A 17,169-nucleotide genomic window follows, 5' to 3' on the forward strand; every position below is an offset into this window, starting at 1 on the left:
TACAATGCAGATAGCGTGCCAACTTTTAAATCTACGAATTGGGCTGTTTTACAGCAATTTGGTGCGTATTTGAAGTATGTTTTTGCATTATGGAAATGCAATTTGCGAATTGTTGATGCTCTGCAACCAATTTTACATTTTATCAGTAAGGGAATTTAAGCATTTCCAAGTGTTGTCAGTAAGCGATAAAGACAAGAAGCCAGCGTGATACTAAAACCAAGACAGGTACTAAAACTAAGGTAAGCACTAAATCAAAAAGCCCACATGACATCAGTCTATGTGGGCTTACGATTAGTTTTAATTTATTGAAGTCGTGTTATATCGAATAGAAGAAGTACAGTTGCGACTTCATTCTGATAATGATTCCACGGATAACATCTAAGAATGCCATAAAGCTGATTGGCTTCTCGCCGCTCACCCATGCCAGTCCAACTGAGCCTACTGGGATATCATAGCCTTCTGTTTCTTCGATCTTCAGTCTCACGAAGTGGTGTTTGTTTTGAAGGTTCCGTCCGGTTGTGACGCGAACCTGTTCATCAATACCAAGCAAACTGGCTTGTGCTTCACCTGTCGCTTCGACAATACCTTCAACGGTCGCAGAGAAAACCTTCCCTGGATAAACCGGTGTTGCAAACTCAGCAGGCTGACCCACTTTTACGTTACGGATCGCTTGGTGATTGACTCGCATCAGTACGTATTTCTCTTCGGTATACATTTGGATACGAGGCATCATTGAGACTCGTTGTCCCTCACGAAGAATAAAGTTAGTCACAAAGCCATCTGTTGGGGCGGTGACTTTGGTGCTGTTAAGGTCCCATTGCGCTTGGGCTAAGGTTGCCTTTGCAGAGTCGACTTCAGTTTGCTTTTTACTGACGTTCGTTTCTGCTTTGTGAATGTTTAACTTCGCATTCTCGGCATCGACTTCTTTCTTACTCAGTTGAGATTCTAACGTCGTGACATTATGCGTCGCTAAATCTACCTTTGCCGTTTGTTGGTCTATGTCAGTCTCTGTAATCGTATGTTCAACAACATTGTTTTGTCGTTGGTAGCGAGAGAGTGTCTTCGATTGAAGGACTAAGTCTGTTTTTGCTGATTCAATTTGTGCGATAGACGCTTTAATGTCTTCAAGCGCAGACTGATGGCTGACCCTTGCGATGCTGACTTCTTGGCGAGCGGTATCTAAGGCAACATGAGCCGATTCAAGTTGAACGCTCGCTTTGTCTCTCGCGATGACATATTTGGTGTCATCAATCTCGTAGATCAGCTCACCTTTCGTCACATCTTGGTTTGGACTGATGTAAACCTTGGTGGTTTTGCCAGTGACCGATGTTGAGTCTGGGCGCAGCTGAATATGCGGAGACTGAACAACCGACCCGCCAGACAGATCCATTGGGGTAAAGTTGACCAATCCAACCCAGACGAATAGTAGCCAAGAAGTACCACCTAAGTAAGCAAACGCCTTAGTACCTTTGTTCCACGGCATGCCCACTAAGCGCAGCAAATAAATAAAGAGTGCCCATACAGCCAAACCTTCTAACATGCTGGGTTCTCCTTATTATCAACCGATTGGGTGCTGTTTACGTTGTCGACAGCATTCGCATTGTCATTACTCGTACTATCTGTGCTGGTGTTGCTTGGCGCACGCCATGTATCCCTAAGGTTGATAATGGCTTTTTCCATATCAACAAACGACACGATTACTGCGAGTACCCATACCCAGTGCCATATGAAGCCAATCCACGTTAATGCGGTAATTAAACCGAGCTGGTGATGCTCTTTACTGTGAGCTTTATTGATTGGTAATTCATGCACACGCCAAAAGCCGTAACATGCTGCTGCGATTGTCGCGACCAACACAACGCCAGCCACTACATGCAGTGCAGTATCTGCGCCTGTTCCGACAAATGGGACACTAAGTAAACTCATTGATAAACCCTAGGTTAAATTTGAGCACCGAGTGTGATGGATATCAGATTTATAGGTTGAAAATTTACTAATTACTTTAATAATGAGCTTTATATGATTTGATCTGTAATTTGGAATTCGGGGCTTAGTAGCAAATGAACAATTGTAACTTCCTAAGAGCATTAGGAATTTTAGGTGTATATCAGTATGCAGCGGCCAATCGTGACTTAGATATGGACTCTTTGGGTATTCCCAAGTCAGTATTTGCTAACGCGATGAACCTGATTCCAGTGAATGAAGTGGATCAATGGTATGGCTTACTCGAACAGAAAACCCGCGATCCCGACATTATTTTGAAGCTGGCAGATAGGGTGGATATTGAAAAGTTAGGGCCACTTGCTAACTGGTTTTTCTCGGGTCACGATCTCGCGTCGGCGATTCGTCGAGTCAATATTGGGTTGCACTGTTTACAGTCGGGGGCTTTCTTATATGGCGCGCAAGTTGGGACACTCATTAAATGGTGTTATGACAACCCTGAGTATTCTGAGGCGGGTAAGGTACACGACTCGGTGCGTATCGCGATTTTTATGATGAAGATCCTAAGGCGTTATTTAGGGCCTGACTTCAAACCAGCAGCTGTATCCATTGCTGGGTATCGTGAGAATACAGAGCTTTACCAAGAGTACTTTGGGTGCAATATCCAATGGGGACAACCACGCACAGAGGTTTGGATTCCAAGCAAATTGAGGCTATCTATTAATCAGTCTCCGGCGGCAGGTAAAATGAGCTTGGCGATGAATTTCCACGATTTAGACAATTATCTCAACATGCCAGATGCTGGTGATGAACATAAGGTCACCTATGAGATGATCAATTACAGTCGCCACTTTGGTTTACCAACCCTTCACAAGGTTTCTAGTTTATTAGGGCTTTCTGAGCAACAGTTTCAACGCCGTTTGCATAAGTTGGGCGTCAACTTTTCCACCATCATGGGTTATGCATTGAGCAATGTCGCAGTGGAATTGTTGAGCTATAAACTCCCGGTCGAAGAGGTCGCGAAACGTTTAGGCTACACCAATGTGGCAAGCTTTAATCGAATGTTTAAAAAGCACCGTGGCTTAACGCCTAAGCAATATGTTGAGCGATTTTGGACGGATCTATAAGTTTGCTTTCTTTTAAGCCAAGCTTCGTTTCTGCAATAAGCCTGATAAGTAAACCGCAGTCCAAGTACTCAGTATGAAAGGTGCTGTTAGTGGAAGTAGTGCCAAGGTGTGAAAGCCCAAAGTGACCAAGCAGCTTAGTAACATAGATAGGACAATGAGCGGCCAAGGGATACGTTGATAAAGCACAAGCGCTAAGGTCGCAAGCACTGCATTGTAGCCATAAAGGCCTTGTTGGATCAGTTCGTCGGACACTCCGATTAAATAGCTGAAAGCTGTGCTGATGGCCACCGCAAGCACGACCCATAGCGCGTGCTTGATATTGTTGAACGCAATCGCGGCCAAGATAACCAACCCTGATACCTCATTGTTGATGAAGCTGACTTGGCTAATGCCTTTTAATAACGTTATCGCCATACTTGGTAGGTTCAACCAATCGTTGAATGCCAAAAGCGCCGTCGACTGTGACGTAGTGTTTGAGGGTGTGAAAAAAGGGAGGTTCAGGCCTGATTGAATCATGTAGATAGACCAAGAGGTGACAATAAAGGCACTTGTGTAACCGCGATACTTTTTAAAGCTAAACACGACCTTGGCGATAGGTACGGTAATCAGCGAACCGAGAGCGACCACTAAAATAAGCCACGCATTCACATCAAAGAAATTCCCGATAAACAAAGCAATCAGCGCGCCATTTAACCCATACATGCCATTATCAATATCTTGAGACGGCTTATTGGTATACAGGGCAAAACCGTAACTGCAACTCGCACCGAATAAGGTAAGAAAAGCCAGTGGCAGTGACTCAATTGAAATGGCGAGCAATAGCAGAAGGGAAGTCACGACAGATGACGTGAAATAGACTTGCCCAATACCATTGAGCAAGCCTTGAAGTGGGAGATTGTCCTTATTCTTCTGCATGTTTTGACTATGTTAAATTTTTGATAAGTCAGATTGTATACAATTTTATCGCGTTGACCATTATAGAATACTAATTCTGATACCAACGTTCACCATAGGCTGCTTGGTAATCCGGCTTATCGACAAGGCCTTCTTGTTCAGGAACCGTCTCTAATGGTCCAACAACGATGCGATAAGGTAATACGCCTGCCCAAACGGGGGTATCCATATCGGCTTTATCATCATTCACACCATGTTTCCCTATTTTCACAGACGCTTCGGTTAACGGTATCGCTAATAGCTCAGTCGCGGTCAGCTCCTTCTCGTTACTGAGCCTGACTTCATCGGTTCTCCCCGGTGCTATTTGCTCAATGAAGATGTTCAATAAGCGATCTTTTTCTTGGTTATCATCAATCACAGAGAAAGACCCGAACACCACCGCTGAACGGTAATGAGCACTGTGATGAAAAGCAGAACGTGCTAACACCCAGCCATCAAACAAAGTAAATGTTAGGCAGGTAGGGTTGCCCTTTTTCAAGCCTTTCAGAAGACGACTGTTTTTAGCGCCATGGATATAGACCATGTCATCCACTCGCCATGCGAGCATTGGGATAACCATCGGCCCTTGCTCACCTTCTAGTGCAATGTGCGCGATTAAGCTTTCATCAATGATTTGATGCAGTTTTTCTGGTTCAAATTCGGCCTTGTGAGCCCCTTTCTTAATCGTGGTTCTTTTCGTGTTAGATAACATAATCGCTCCTTAATCATTGCCTTTTGAACAATGTAGCGATTAACTGGTCTATTAAATAGAGCCACTTTTAAACACTATTTGGATCCAGTTATGCAGCCTATTGATGTCGGTGACCTACAGCTAGACGATCAACACGACACACGTCAAACCGCCTTGTTTCATGCGATCAGAGAAAAGATTGTCCAAGATTTATGGAGCAAAGGCAGTAAGTTACCTTCAACGCGCAAGTTGGCTGTGGAATTGTCAGTAAGCCGAAATACGGTGATTTACGCGTATGAACAACTAGTCACCGAAGGCTATATCGAGAGCAAGCAAGGTTCAGGCTTTTATGTGTCGGTTGAACAGCCTGAACACTTCTTGAGTTTATCTCAATCGAGCAGTATTCAGAGTTCACATGATGTGAGTGCAGAGGTTGATACATCAATTAGTGCGCGAGTGACACCCAATGATATCAACCGAAGTTTTGCTCCGGGCGTCCCTGATCTGGATGCATTCCCTTTTGCTAAGTGGCAGAGACTGCTGCAGCGACACGGAACGCGTCAGAACATCGCAGGTAATCAAGACGTTCAAGGCAGCTTTGCCTTAAGAGAAGCACTAAGCGGTTACCTCGCGAGCAGCCGTTCAGTTCGGTGTCATGCAGACAGAATCATCATCACGGCAGGCGCACAGCAAGCAATCTCAATTGGCTTAATGGCAACGTTGGCGATGGGCGACCAAATTCTGATGGAGGAGCCTGGTTATCGACAGGTCCATAAAATTGTCGATATGCTAAAGCTCGATCTTGATGGTGTCAGTGTGCGTGAAAAAGTGGGTCTCGACATTGATAAGATTTTAGCCAGTGATGCTAAGGCTTTGTATGTGACCCCAAGCAATCAATACCCAATGGGGACAACACTTAATACCGAGCAGCGCCTGAGACTGATTGATTGGGCCAACAAAAATCAGTCTTGGATCATTGAGGATGACTACGACAGTGAATTTCAATTTGCTCATCGTCCTTATACAAGCATGCAAGGATTGGCGGGTAAGCTAGGTTTTGACGACCGAATTATCTATGTCGGCTCATTGAGTAAAGTCATGTTCAACGGATTGCGCTTGGGATACTTGGTCGTGCCTGAACATTTGGTAGCGAGGTGTCTCGAGATTAAAGACGCGCTTACCGGAGACACGGCTGTACATACACAAGAAGCGCTCGCTGATTTCGTCCATGAAGGTGACTTGCTACGACATATCAGAAAGATGCGTCGTTCATATAAGCTCAAATATGAAGCGATGATTGACGCTATTGAAAGCGAGTTTAACGGAGATCTTGAAGTGATCAGCCAAGCCGCAGGATTACATGTAACGGTGAAGTGGTATCAAGGGATATCTGAACATGAGTGGAGCCGACGGGCTGAGCTGGAAAATATCGTAATCAGACCTTTTGATTTCTACGAATATGGATCAACCAATGTTCGTGATTGGAATGGCGTGATACTCGGATTTGGTAATATCCGATTGGCCGAGATAAAGCCGAAGATCAAACAGATCGCTCGGCTTTTTTATCAATAGCTGCAGTGATGCTATTTATAATTTATCGACAAGCTACAACTTGTCGATAGAAACGGTGGGTTTACCTAACCATTTACGCCAAGGGAGTGACAATGTCACAAAAACAGTCACAGCATAAAGCATCGACCAACTTAGGCAGATAAACACTAGCGTACAGATGACCAATGAGATCATGGCTGTGTATCTGGATGCGCCAGTCAGTAATCGGCAGGCTGCTAACATTGCAAGCAGATAAACCAAAACAAAAATACCATTGGCGAGTTTAAGGAAGAACTCGAGATCCAAATCCGACAGTTCACCAATCACACACGAGATAAGCGCGATAAAGCCAATAGCTAAGGTTGGATAAAGTGGTACGCCACGGTTATTAAGCTGCGCCATTTTACTGGTAGGAGTGTGCTGGCGAGCTTGAGCCCAGATCATACGAGACAGGCTTTGGGTATAAAGGTTTAGGCTAGCAAAACAAGCAAAGAAGCCAAGTACACTGATGACGGTTTTGAAGCCATTACCAAACAGTTGTTCTGTCACCCACGGAATAGAGGCAGCATCAAATTCTGGTGAGCCATAAGCGCCTAGCTTGATAATAACCACCGAACAAGCCCAGTACACTAAGCCCGCGACGAAACACCCTGCAATGATGGCGATTGGGAAGTCACGCTGTGGATTCTTAAATTCTTCTCCCATGTGAGCAAAGGCTTCTATCCCGACAAAGCACCAAAACATGACCGCGAGTGCCGCGCCAATAGACCACATTGAATCGGATGAAATAGCTGGAATCGCGACATCTGCTACCGTGATGTCTGCCTTCCAAACAAAAGCGCTGACTAAGGCAAAGATCGACAAGGCAATCACGGTTTGTAAGCGACCAGAAGACTTACTGCCCATCAAATTAACGGCAATAAGCAGAGCGACGGTAAAGGATTGAGCACCCAGTGGTGTGTCGAGTGGTGCGGGTAACAGTTGTTGAGCAAAGCCGCCTGCCAATGCAATCGCAGCGGGAATGCCGACAGGAATAACACTAACAAACAACCAAGCAACGCTCGTTTCTAATCGCTCGCTGAACGCTTGGCGCACAAAATAGGCAGTGCCGCCTGCATTGGGATAGCGTTTCCCTAATGCTGCAAAGGTTAGGGCGATCGGGCAAATAGCGATAAACAGGATTAACCACGCGAGTAATGACAACTGCCCTGCGATGCCAGCAGCGATAGCGGGAATCATAAAGAGCCCAGTACCAAGCAAGGTCGTAGAGAGTTGTCCAATTCCGGACATTAGCGTGATTTCTTGTTTGAGTTGTGACATTCGCTCTCCTAGCTATTGGCTGTGCTGTCGGTTTTATCGTGCCGTCTTGTGAGACTGAGACTGAGACTGAGACTGAAAGCATACATTGTCGACATCAATAATACAGCTAGCGAAACGTCTTAAGCGGCCGTCAATTTAACGGTATTAATCTGATAAAACGTGAAAGTGTCGGCTGTTATAAACGTCGACTGTTATAAGCAGGGAAGTTGTGTCAAATTAGGCACTATAAATAGAACAATAAGTGGAAAGAATCAGAAGCATGGATAAATTTGATCGCCAGATTTTGGATATTCTCAAAACCAATGCACGTTGCTCAGTGAGCGATATCGCCCGAGATGTCAGCCTTTCGCGCTCGGCGGTGAATGCCAGGATCAAGAAACTGGAAAGCGACAAAGTGATTACGGGTTATTGCGCTCAAGTGACAGAGCCCAATCAAACGAAGAATGTGTGCGCTTACATCTTGTTGAAGTTCGATATGTCGAGCAGCGACCATAGCTGTGAGTCTTATGCGCAACGAATCCAGAGCATTGATGGTGTGCAATGGTGCCACTCTATCAGCGGTGAGACAGATATGATGCTGTACGTTGAAGTGGAAAGCATGGAGCATTTAAACCAAGTTCGCGATCAACTGCAAAGCTATCCAGATCTGCGCCACCTAGTGACTCATACTGTGTTGACTGAGTTTTTTAATAAACTGAATCCGACGGTATATTCATGTTAGGCAATATCAACTTAAATCTGCTGCGCTCGCTGCATGTGCTGCTTGAAGAGTGTCATGTGAGCCGTGCCGCTCAGCGCCTGCACATTACGCAGTCGGCGGTCAGTCGTCAGCTTAGCCAGCTACGAGACTTGTGTGGCGACCCTCTGTTAGTTCGCGATGGCAATAAGCTGGTCCCGACCAATCGTGCGCTTCAGCTTAAAGACAAGCTCGATGACTTGTTGGGCGAGTTTGATCACTTATTAGATGATAAGCCGTTCGAACCGAAAGATTGGCAAGGTGAGTTGGTGTTGTCTTCGAGTGACTATGTGGCTCAGTATATCTTGCCTGTGATTGTTGCCGAGGTGTCTGCCGAAGCACCGAATATCAATTTGGCATACCGCTTGTGGCAGCCAAACTACCTTGAAGCACTGAATGAGTCAGGTATTCACTTGGCTTCGAGTATTTTTCCTAAGAAACCAGAACATGTTTCTAGCATCAAACTTGGCGAAGATAAGTCGGTGTGTTTGATGCGTAAGTCCCATCCATTAGCTCAGCAATCGACTTTGAGTACAGAAGATATCGTCAGCTACTCTCACATTAAAGTGACCGGTGGGGGAGACAAGGACAGTTATTCAGATATTGCGTTAAAGAAGTTGGGGCATAAGCGTAGAGTTGCTTTGCAGGTTCCGTTCTTCTCATCGGCTGGCACTGTGTTAATGCAAGACGATTATCTGATGATCGTTCCGGAACATATCGCCTATAACTTAGGTCGACACCTTGAAACGACCTACTTTTCGCTGCCATTTGAAACGGAGATGCACACCTATTGGTTAATGTGGCACCCGAAGTATGACAATGACTCTGCTCATAAATGGGCGCGAGAAAAGGCATTCCAAGCGATGCAGAAGTCGAGTTACAACATTAGTATGACTTAAAATCATAAGTATGATGATAATCTTTGATTTCAATTAATACCTTTTGCGAATTATCGTAAGCACTAAGTATTGAGTATTAATTGTAGAGTGTTCAGCTGGAACGCTTGGTTTTACTAGGAATGGAATGATGACAGTAACAATTTGGTTTTCTTTATTAGCTATCTGCTTGTTGGGTGCAATGTCTCCGGGCCCAAGTTTGGCGATGATCGCTAAGCATAGTTTGGCTGGTGGCCGTATGAACGGGCTTATCGCGGCTTGGTCACATGCTGCTGGCATCGGTATTTACGCGTTCGCAACCATTGTCGGTTTAGCGGTGTTACTTGAGCAATCGCCTATGATATTTAAAGGTATCAGTTTGGCGGGTGCGGCGTATCTACTTTACCTTGGTGTGAATGCGTTGCGCTCAAAAGGTGGGGTTGCTGCGAAATTGGAAGCAGGTGAACAGATGAGCTACATGCAGTCTGCTCGCGAGGCTTTCTTGATCTCAATCTTGAGCCCAAAGATCGCGCTGTTCTTTATCGCTCTATTTAGCCAATTTGTGGCGTTAGGTAATGAACTTAGCAATCAAGTGATTATTGTCTCAACGCCACTGATTGTTGATGGCCTTTGGTATACCTTTATTACTTTGGTGCTCTCTAGCCCGTTGATCGTAGAGCGCATTCGAGCAAAAGCGCAGTTGATCGATCGATTGTCAGGTGTGGTTTTAATCTTGCTTGCTGTTCGCGTGGTGTGGACGATATAGCGGTAGGGCATATACTGGCAAGAAACGATATCCATTAAAAAGGCTCACTAGACGTTATCTAGTGAGCCTTTTTGACTTTTAGGGATTGGCTTCGACAGACTTGAGCTTGTTAGCCTTCCGAATTCAGTACAGCATCGAGCTTTTCCATCGAGTCAGAAAAGTACGGGTTGTAGGTTAGACGCGCATGGTTTTTGCCTTCTTCACGATATCCCCACGCCGAGTACCAAACCTCACTTGTCACGTTACATTCGGCTTCAAAACCTTCAGCCTGACCATTAGAGCAGATCTTTTCGCTACCATTGATTCCGTAGTACGGATTGCTTGGTGAGAACAGTAACCCCATGTGAGAGCCGTTCGAGATACGTTGCTCTGGGATCTTCATGCTGTATTGAACAGCGCGTGGATCGTCAAGTGTGGTTTCTCCTTGCCAAACCAACACATTGTTTGGGTTGGGCATAGACTCAGTAAACGCCTGCTGAACGAAGCTAGTATCAATCACACTGTCGCCTTCACTCATCATAATAAACACGGGCTTATCGAAGTGTTTATCTTGTAAGTCTTCGCGAACCACTTCTGAGGTTTCGTAGTAAACCGAAGCACCATTCATTGGCAGTGAGTTGTAGCGAAGTACATTGTCTTCAGGATCTTGATCCGCCCACGTAACAAAGTAGCTTGCTAGCCCTGCATATTGAACTGCAGACGAACTCGGTTGAAATGCAGGAGAGAACAACAGTAACCCAGAGATCTTAGGGTCGTTCATCGCCTGTGAAGTCACGAGATTCGCGCCGGTTGAATAACCGCCAAGCCACACAGAATCATACTCTTGCTCTAGCAACTTAGTGTGGTGAGCCACCACGCCCTGCCAATCTTCTAAGTTTGGCTGCATTAAGTCGCCAACACGGCTGCCGTGACCGGGTAGTAATACCGTTCTCACTAGGTAACCTTGTTCGGCTAAATGGGTCGCGATGTCTTTGAATGAGTAGGGAGAATCGCCCAATCCATGAACCAATAAAACTGCCTTGCCATTAGGTTTGGCAGGTTGATATTCGGTGGGTGAATTGAGTTGAATCTCTAACTGCTTATTTTTAGTCATGAACACACGGTTTTTCAGTAACCAATCTTGAGTGTCGTTCACGTAGGCGTCAAAGCTGTCTTGCTGATATTCAGGCAAGTTAGGAGATGTTTCGTAAGCGGGGGCTATGGTCTCGTTGGAGCAACCAACGAGACTTAAAGTCGTTAAAGCGAGTAGCGTTAGAATAGTCTTGCTATGCATTTTTTAATCTTGTCTCTGTCATGTTTTAAGTTGTCTTCAGTAAACAGCTTAGATTACTTATCACTTGTTACTCACTACTTATTTTTTGTTATTACTTTTTGCTTGAAAGGTCTTCGTATTCACCTTCAATAACACCGGCATCATTGGTTGATGACTGACGAGTGTTCATATGAGCTGCGAAACCTTGTTTCTTCATTTGATTCTGAATGCGCTTGCCAGTAATTAAAGCTGCAATAGCCAAAGGAATAGCAAGAATCAAGCTTGTGAATAGCGCCAAAAGGCCAGTAAACAATGCAACAATCGTAACTAATATATTTTTCATATTCATTCCTCTCTTTCTATGTTGTTACTTTATCGCTTCTATTCTGAACGAAACATGAACGTCGTTAAATATTCTTCAAGAGTCACTATGACACAGGTGTGTGTGGTTTGAGGGTTTATATGTAGTCATAAACACGCACTAAAAATATGGAATTTAATCAAATCTTTTAAAATCAACAACTTAAGAGTTGGCACGTTTGATGCTCTATAGGGTTTGGAATAAGTCACTGTAAGCAAAGTACTTACAGCTAATAAAAAATTACTGGAGCCCCTATATGTTCTGTATTCAATGTGAACAAACAATTCAAACACCCACTGTAAAAGGCTGTTCTTTCGCACAAGGTATGTGTGGCAAAACTTCGGAAGTATCCGACCTTCAAGATGTGTTGGTGCATTCTCTCCAAGGTGTCTCTTTTTGGGCAAATTTAGGTCGCACTTGCGATGTTATTGATACTGAAATTGATGAGTGGGCGCCAAAAGCGTTTTTCGCCACTCTCACCAACGTTAACTTCGACCCTGCTCGTATCATCGAATTTGCACAGCAATCTCACGAATTCAAACAGCGTTTAGAGCAACAAGTTCGCGCAGCAGCGACTTTGATTGGCTTTGAAATCCCAACGCTTTCTGCAGCAGCGCAGTTCGATCTTCCAACTGATTCTTCAGAGCTATTGGCACTTGCACCACAAGCCGCGGTTAACCGTGGTCACGACTCTCAACATGAAGATGTGATTGGACTTCGTCTTCTTTGCCTATACGGTCTAAAAGGCGCTGCAGCTTACATGGAACACGCTCGTGTTCTTGGTCAAACTGATAACGCTATTTTCGCTGAATACCATGAAATCATGGCATTCCTAGGTACTGATCCATCAGATCTAAAACAGTTACTTGATACATCAATGCAGATTGGCTTGATGAACTACAAAGTAATGGAAATGCTAGACAAAGGCGAGACTGATACCTTCGGTCACCCGCAACCAACAACGGTCAATGTAAAGACTAAGCAAGGTCACTGTATCCTTGTTTCTGGCCACGACTTGCATGATCTAGAAAAGATCCTTCAACAAACCGAAGGCAAGGGCATCAATGTTTACACTAACGGTGAGATGTTACCTGCACACGGTTACCCTGAGCTAAACAAGTACCCACACCTTGCGGGTAACTACGGTAGCGCTTGGCAGAACCAGCAAAAAGAATTCGCTAACTTCCCTGGCGCAATTGTAATGACATCTAACTGCCTGCTTAACCCTGATGTAGGTTCTTACGCAGACCGTCTGTTTACTCGTAGCATCGTAGGCTGGCCGGGTGTTGATCACCTTGAAGGTGATGATTTCAGCGCAGTAATTGATTGTGCACTGGCGCAAGAAGGCTTCAAACACGACGAGATCGAGCAAATGATCACTGTCGGTTTCGGTCGTAATGCACTGATGGAAGCCGCTCCAGCGGTTGTTGAGCAAGTGAAAGAAGGTAACATCAAGCACTTCTTCTTAGTCGGTGGTTGTGACGGTGACAAATCTGAGCGTAGTTACTACACAGACTTCACAGCTCAAGCGCCAGAAGATTCAGTAATCCTGACATTGGCATGTGGTAAATTCCGTTTCAACAAGAACCAATTTGGTGACATTAACGGTATCCCACGTCTACTCGATGTTGGCCAATGTAACGATGCTTACTCGGCTATTCAGCTTGCTTTAGCACTGTCTAAAGAGTTTGATTGTGGCATCAACGAACTGCCTCTAACGCTGGTTCTATCTTGGTTCGAGCAAAAAGCGATCGTTATCCTGCTTACACTGTTCGCTCTAGGTGTGAAGGGTATTTACACGGGCCCTACAGCGCCTGCGTTCCTAACTGAAAACCTACTTAAGATTATGCAAGACGAGTTCGATATGCGTTCTATCTCAACACCAGAGCAAGATCTTAAAACAATCTTAGCGGCTTAATTTAAGCGCACTCCTAAGCCCCTTTGTTGCTGTTCTCTTAGAGTTGGTAATGTCGGGGCTTTTTAGATTTAAATCTTCAGTCATTTAATCAATTAGTCATCAGCAAGGTGTGTGAACTATGTATGCATGGTCGGATAGCGATTCAATCAATTTAGTGTGTTTAAAGAAATGGCATGAGACGCCAGATACGGTCAGCTTTGAGCTTGGCAGTATTCCACAAGACCTACATTTCAACTTTAAGCCAGGCCAGTTCATTACACTGGGTTTGGACATGCCGACAAAAACCGATTACCGCGCGTACTCTGTGGCTTCTTGTCCTGAAGACAATCGCATAAAACTGACAGTAAAGCGTGTGGAAGGTGGCTTGGTTTCTAACTTTATTGTCGATGAGCTTGATGAAGGTGATGAGGTTTCTGTTTTAAAGCCGGCTGGTGGCTTTAACTGCATTGATTGCATGCCTACTACGAGCAAGAAAGTGACGCTGGTCAGCGCGGGTTGTGGGATCACACCAGTCATGGCGATGGTGAAATATTGGTTGTCTCAAGATAGCGAGATGGAAATAGATTTCGTTCATATGGCACGTAATAAGCTTGAGACTATCTACTTTCAAGAACTTCATCAGCTCGACGAAACACATGCTAATTTCAACCTAAAACTGCTGCTGAAAGATAACGAAGGAACAACCGCGCCTCAAGGTCGATTGGATAAAAATTGGTTGGTGAAACTGAGCCCTGACATCTTAGACAGAACCGTTTATCTTTGTGGCCTGGTTGGGTTCATGCAAGATATAGAAAGTTACCTAAAAGAACTAGAGTTCAACATGGATAACTTCTATCAAGAGAGCTTCACCCCTGTTTCTAAAGACACGCAGCAAGACGTAGAGGCGGACGTGAACAATGTTGAAGCGAATGATGGTGGTTCTGTAAAAGTCTTCGTACCTGCATTTGGTAAAGAAGTGCAAGCCGACGCGGGCACGCCACTGGCAGATTCATTAGAAAATGCAGGCGTTCCAATTATCATCGCTTGTCGCAGCGGTATTTGTGGTTCGTGCAAATGCAAAGTGACCAAAGGCTCGGTGGAATCAAGCAGTCAAGAGACACTAACAGCTGAAGAAATAGAGCAGGGATACGTGTTGGCGTGTTCAAGTACGATTCAGTCAGATGTTGAAGTTGAATTGTAGCCATCTTATACAAGCAAGAATGAAGCAAGATGGGAACGAGGTTCGTGTGGAAGACACAGTGTTTAGAAGACATAGCGTGTCGCAGATATAAAAAGGCCACTTAGATCGTTAGAGAGAGCAGATCTAAGTGGCAACCCTATTGTTTATACGGGGGAGCAAAACAAAAGGGGTTGCGAAGCCCATAATAGACTTCGCAGATATAGTTATTATGTTGTGGAGCTGGTTGCGCTGAGTTAGTTACAAGATCGAAGTCGTTTAAACTTCAGGGTATGTCTTGTAACGAACGCCCATCATCTGTTCCATACAGTGAACAACTTGGCAGCTGTAGCCAAATTCGTTGTCGTACCAAATGTAGAGAACAGCGCGGTTGTCTTGCGCGATAGTTGCAACACCGTCAACCACACCAGGGTGGCGAGAGCCCACTAAGTCTGTAGATACAATCTCAGTTGAGTCGGTGTAATCAATTTGTGCAGATAAAGTCGAAGATAGCGCCATTTCACGCAGGTATTCGTTCAACTCTTCTTTGTTTGTGCCTTTCTCAAGGTTTAGGTTTGCTACTGCCATTGAAACGTTTGGCGTCGGTACGCGAATCGCATTACCTGTTAACTTACCTTCCATTTCTGGCATCGCTTTTGATACTGCTTTTGCAGCACCTGTTGATGTCAGTACCATGTTCAATGAAGCAGCACGGCCACGACGATCACCAGAGTGGAAGTTGTCGATCAGGTTTTGGTCATTGGTAAATGAGTGAACCGTTTCGATGTGACCCGATAGGACACCAAACTTGTCGTGAACCGCTTTTAATACTGGCGTAATTGCGTTTGTTGTACAGCTTGCAGCAGAGATGATTGTATCTTCTGGTTGAATGTCATTTTGGTTTACACCAAATACGACGTTCTTGATCTCACCTTTACCTGGCGCAGTCAGTAGAACCTTCTTCGCACCATTGCACGCAACGTGTTGGCTTAGGCCTTCAGCGTCACGCCACACACCTGTGTTATCAACGACAAGTGCATTCTCGATACCGTAAGCGGTGTAATCCACTTCTGCTGGCTTGTTTGCGTAGATAACTTGGATGAAGTTACCGTTAACGATGATCGCTTTACGTTCTTGGTCTACAACGATGCTGCCGTTGAATTGGCCATGAACAGAGTCACGACGTAGCAAGCTTGCACGTTTTTCTAAGTCACCATCTTTACCGCCACGAACAACAATTGCACGTAAACGTAGTGGGTAACCTGGGCCACTTTTCTCGATCAATAGACGAGTCAACAAGCGGCCAATACGACCAAAACCGTACAAAACAACATCGCGAGGTTCTGTCATCGCATCGCCTTCAAGCGATTCTAAAAGTGCAGTTTGTAGGAAATCATCCAACCCGTGTGTGTCTTCGCGATCTTGCCAGAATGTATGAGCAAGGCGACCAACATCGATACGACATGGAGACAAGTCCATAGAGAGAAGGTGTTGAATGATTGGTTGAGTCTGTTCTGCTGTAAGCGGAGAACCTGTGTAACGTTTTGCGATGCGGTGAGCTTTGATGATGTCGATAGTTGTCGCGTTAACCAGTGTTTTACCGAACAGGATAACTTCAACGCCTTTTTGGCGGTACAACTGACCTAAAGTAGGAGCGATTGATTCAGCAATAGTTTGACTAGTTTGCCAGTCTAGGAGGTGCTTTTCGGGACTCATCTTTACTCGGGACCTTTCACGTTAATTTCTGCAATCATAGCGAATGTAGGGTAGCCATGAGTGCATGGGGGAGTTGAGCTATCTAAGCTTTTGTGGTCTTTAACGCCACTTAAAATGCGCTTGATATGCCTTGTGTGTAACTTGTAATTTTTATGTGGCAGGATTGTAAGGTACGACGGGTTATTCTGCTAGGAAAAATAAATGCAGATAAATTATCTGAAACTTGGCTTTATATTAGTCATTAATCAAGATTTTAGTGTCAATAAAGGCTATTGACTTTAACAATCTGTAGTACTTAATTTTCGCCAAAAAATACTCAACTCAAAATATGATATGTAATGCAGGTTATAGTGATCATAAAAGATGTGATCATCAACTCAAGTTACACGTGAATGGTAAACAATAGATAAGCAAATCGACCGTTTTTCTTGTTCTACCCTGGCATAAGCTAGGGTAGAGTGCGAAAAGTGCATGACGCAAACGATTAGATCTCACAAATTTCACCTAATTGTCGACTTTGTTAATGTCTAGAGTTGTTACTCGCTGCCTTGCAGAGCCGATAAGCTTTCCTTTTCACTTGTTATGCGAGTGATAATAACTCGTCAATCTAGTTTCACTTCACTTGTTTGTACCTCTCTTGAGTAGACTTCATGGGTTTACACCTCACTGACTCAAATTAATACCTCCCACCCTTAAAGCACCGAAAGCGGTGCCAGTTAATATAAATGTCTATTCTGGGCTCAGAGTATCGTCAGTTCATATCCAATTTGATCAATAACCTCTGTTAATGTCCTATCCTTAACGTGGGGGCTCTTCTCCGCTTAGA

15 protein-coding genes are annotated in these 17,169 nt (G+C 44.6%); 7 read left to right on the forward strand and 8 right to left on the reverse strand.

Features of this window, described 5'->3' with window-relative positions; all coding sequences use genetic code 11:
• Positions 1-316: 316 nt before the first annotated feature.
• Positions 317-1,540, reverse strand: a complete 1,224-nt coding sequence (locus BCT49_RS03400; RefSeq protein ID WP_102434150.1) for an HlyD family secretion protein — start codon at positions 1,538-1,540, stop codon at positions 317-319.
• Positions 1,534-1,926, reverse strand: a complete 393-nt coding sequence (locus tag BCT49_RS03405) for an MFS transporter (RefSeq protein ID WP_102434151.1) — start codon at positions 1,924-1,926, stop codon at positions 1,534-1,536. Before BCT49_RS03405 ends, BCT49_RS03400 begins: the two co-directional genes overlap by 7 nt.
• Before the next feature lie 134 nt (positions 1,927-2,060).
• Here BCT49_RS03405 and BCT49_RS03410 point away from each other — a divergent pair, with 134 nt between their 5' ends.
• Complete coding sequence (locus BCT49_RS03410; protein ID WP_102434152.1) at positions 2,061-3,068, forward strand: AraC family transcriptional regulator; 1,008 nt, start codon at positions 2,061-2,063, stop codon at positions 3,066-3,068.
• A gap of 12 nt (positions 3,069-3,080) precedes the next feature.
• On the opposite strand, the gene BCT49_RS03415 is transcribed toward BCT49_RS03410, so the two are convergent.
• Positions 3,081-3,983, reverse strand: coding sequence for an urea transporter (locus BCT49_RS03415; protein ID WP_102434153.1), 903 nt, complete (start codon positions 3,981-3,983; stop codon positions 3,081-3,083).
• A 70-nt stretch (positions 3,984-4,053) separates the two neighbouring features.
• Positions 4,054-4,713: a pyridoxamine 5'-phosphate oxidase family protein gene (locus BCT49_RS03420; RefSeq protein ID WP_102434154.1), complete on the reverse strand. Its 660-nt coding sequence runs from the start codon at positions 4,711-4,713 to the stop codon at positions 4,054-4,056.
• Between the two features lie 90 nt (positions 4,714-4,803).
• Here BCT49_RS03420 and BCT49_RS03425 point away from each other — a divergent pair, with 90 nt between their 5' ends.
• Entirely contained in the window at positions 4,804-6,264 is a 1,461-nt protein-coding gene (locus tag BCT49_RS03425) for a PLP-dependent aminotransferase family protein (protein ID WP_102434155.1), read from the forward strand.
• 33 nt (positions 6,265-6,297) lie between these two features.
• Here the strand turns inward: BCT49_RS03425 and yjeH are convergent, their stop codons facing one another.
• Positions 6,298-7,563: an L-methionine/branched-chain amino acid transporter gene (yjeH, locus tag BCT49_RS03430; RefSeq protein WP_102434156.1), complete on the reverse strand. Its 1,266-nt coding sequence runs from the start codon at positions 7,561-7,563 to the stop codon at positions 6,298-6,300.
• Positions 7,564-7,822: 259 nt separating this feature from the next.
• Between yjeH and BCT49_RS03435 the strand changes: the two genes are divergently transcribed.
• The 3 genes from BCT49_RS03435 to BCT49_RS03445 all read left to right on the forward strand — a co-directional run bounded on the left by BCT49_RS03435 (position 7,823) and on the right by BCT49_RS03445 (position 9,940).
• Positions 7,823-8,284 carry an Lrp/AsnC family transcriptional regulator gene (locus BCT49_RS03435; protein WP_102434157.1) on the forward strand — a complete coding sequence of 154 codons (462 nt, stop codon included), beginning with the start codon at positions 7,823-7,825 and terminating at the stop codon, positions 8,282-8,284.
• Complete coding sequence (locus tag BCT49_RS03440) at positions 8,278-9,198, forward strand: LysR family transcriptional regulator (protein WP_102434158.1); 921 nt, start codon at positions 8,278-8,280, stop codon at positions 9,196-9,198. The genes BCT49_RS03435 and BCT49_RS03440 overlap by 7 nt, the downstream gene beginning before the upstream one ends.
• Before the next feature lie 127 nt (positions 9,199-9,325).
• Positions 9,326-9,940: a LysE family translocator gene (locus BCT49_RS03445; protein WP_029223519.1), complete on the forward strand. Its 615-nt coding sequence runs from the start codon at positions 9,326-9,328 to the stop codon at positions 9,938-9,940.
• Between the two features lie 109 nt (positions 9,941-10,049).
• On the opposite strand, the gene BCT49_RS03450 is transcribed toward BCT49_RS03445, so the two are convergent.
• Positions 10,050-11,213 (reverse strand): alpha/beta hydrolase, encoded by a 1,164-nt coding sequence (locus tag BCT49_RS03450; RefSeq protein WP_102434159.1) that lies wholly within the window; start codon positions 11,211-11,213, stop codon positions 10,050-10,052.
• 91 nt (positions 11,214-11,304) lie between these two features.
• Positions 11,305-11,535 (reverse strand): hypothetical protein, encoded by a 231-nt coding sequence (locus tag BCT49_RS03455; protein WP_017061777.1) that lies wholly within the window; start codon positions 11,533-11,535, stop codon positions 11,305-11,307.
• Positions 11,536-11,809: 274 nt separating this feature from the next.
• Between BCT49_RS03455 and hcp the strand changes: the two genes are divergently transcribed.
• Entirely contained in the window at positions 11,810-13,471 is a 1,662-nt protein-coding gene (gene hcp / locus BCT49_RS03460) for a hydroxylamine reductase (protein ID WP_102434160.1), read from the forward strand.
• A gap of 118 nt (positions 13,472-13,589) precedes the next feature.
• On the forward strand, positions 13,590-14,651 hold the full coding sequence (locus tag BCT49_RS03465) for a hybrid-cluster NAD(P)-dependent oxidoreductase (RefSeq protein ID WP_102434161.1): 1,062 nt from the start codon (positions 13,590-13,592) through the stop codon (positions 14,649-14,651).
• 255 nt (positions 14,652-14,906) lie between these two features.
• On the opposite strand, the gene BCT49_RS03470 is transcribed toward BCT49_RS03465, so the two are convergent.
• Positions 14,907-16,343, reverse strand: coding sequence for a glyceraldehyde-3-phosphate dehydrogenase (locus BCT49_RS03470; protein WP_102300378.1), 1,437 nt, complete (start codon positions 16,341-16,343; stop codon positions 14,907-14,909).
• Positions 16,344-17,169: the final 826 nt, after the last annotated feature.

The sequence above is a fragment of the Vibrio lentus genome (assembly GCF_002875945.1).
Lineage (GTDB): Bacteria > Pseudomonadota > Gammaproteobacteria > Enterobacterales > Vibrionaceae > Vibrio > Vibrio apostichopi.

Coding starts and splice junctions, on each gene's coding strand:
- BCT49_RS03400 (WP_102434150.1), bottom strand. CDS start 1,540: ATGTTAGAAGGTTTGGCTGTATGGGCACTCTTTATTTATTTGCTGCGC.
- BCT49_RS03455 (WP_017061777.1), bottom strand. CDS start 11,535: ATGAAAAATATATTAGTTACGATTGTTGCATTGTTTACTGGCCTTTTG.
- BCT49_RS03450 (WP_102434159.1), bottom strand. CDS start 11,213: ATGCATAGCAAGACTATTCTAACGCTACTCGCTTTAACGACTTTAAGT.
- BCT49_RS03415 (WP_102434153.1), bottom strand. CDS start 3,983: ATGCAGAAGAATAAGGACAATCTCCCACTTCAAGGCTTGCTCAATGGT.
- BCT49_RS03465 (WP_102434161.1), top strand. CDS start 13,590: ATGTATGCATGGTCGGATAGCGATTCAATCAATTTAGTGTGTTTAAAG.
- BCT49_RS03405 (WP_102434151.1), bottom strand. CDS start 1,926: ATGAGTTTACTTAGTGTCCCATTTGTCGGAACAGGCGCAGATACTGCA.
- BCT49_RS03435 (WP_102434157.1), top strand. CDS start 7,823: ATGGATAAATTTGATCGCCAGATTTTGGATATTCTCAAAACCAATGCA.
- BCT49_RS03410 (WP_102434152.1), top strand. CDS start 2,061: ATGAACAATTGTAACTTCCTAAGAGCATTAGGAATTTTAGGTGTATAT.
- BCT49_RS03445 (WP_029223519.1), top strand. CDS start 9,326: ATGACAGTAACAATTTGGTTTTCTTTATTAGCTATCTGCTTGTTGGGT.
- BCT49_RS03425 (WP_102434155.1), top strand. CDS start 4,804: ATGCAGCCTATTGATGTCGGTGACCTACAGCTAGACGATCAACACGAC.
- yjeH (WP_102434156.1), bottom strand. CDS start 7,563: ATGTCACAACTCAAACAAGAAATCACGCTAATGTCCGGAATTGGACAA.
- BCT49_RS03470 (WP_102300378.1), bottom strand. CDS start 16,343: ATGAGTCCCGAAAAGCACCTCCTAGACTGGCAAACTAGTCAAACTATT.
- BCT49_RS03420 (WP_102434154.1), bottom strand. CDS start 4,713: ATGTTATCTAACACGAAAAGAACCACGATTAAGAAAGGGGCTCACAAG.
- BCT49_RS03440 (WP_102434158.1), top strand. CDS start 8,278: ATGTTAGGCAATATCAACTTAAATCTGCTGCGCTCGCTGCATGTGCTG.
- hcp (WP_102434160.1), top strand. CDS start 11,810: ATGTTCTGTATTCAATGTGAACAAACAATTCAAACACCCACTGTAAAA.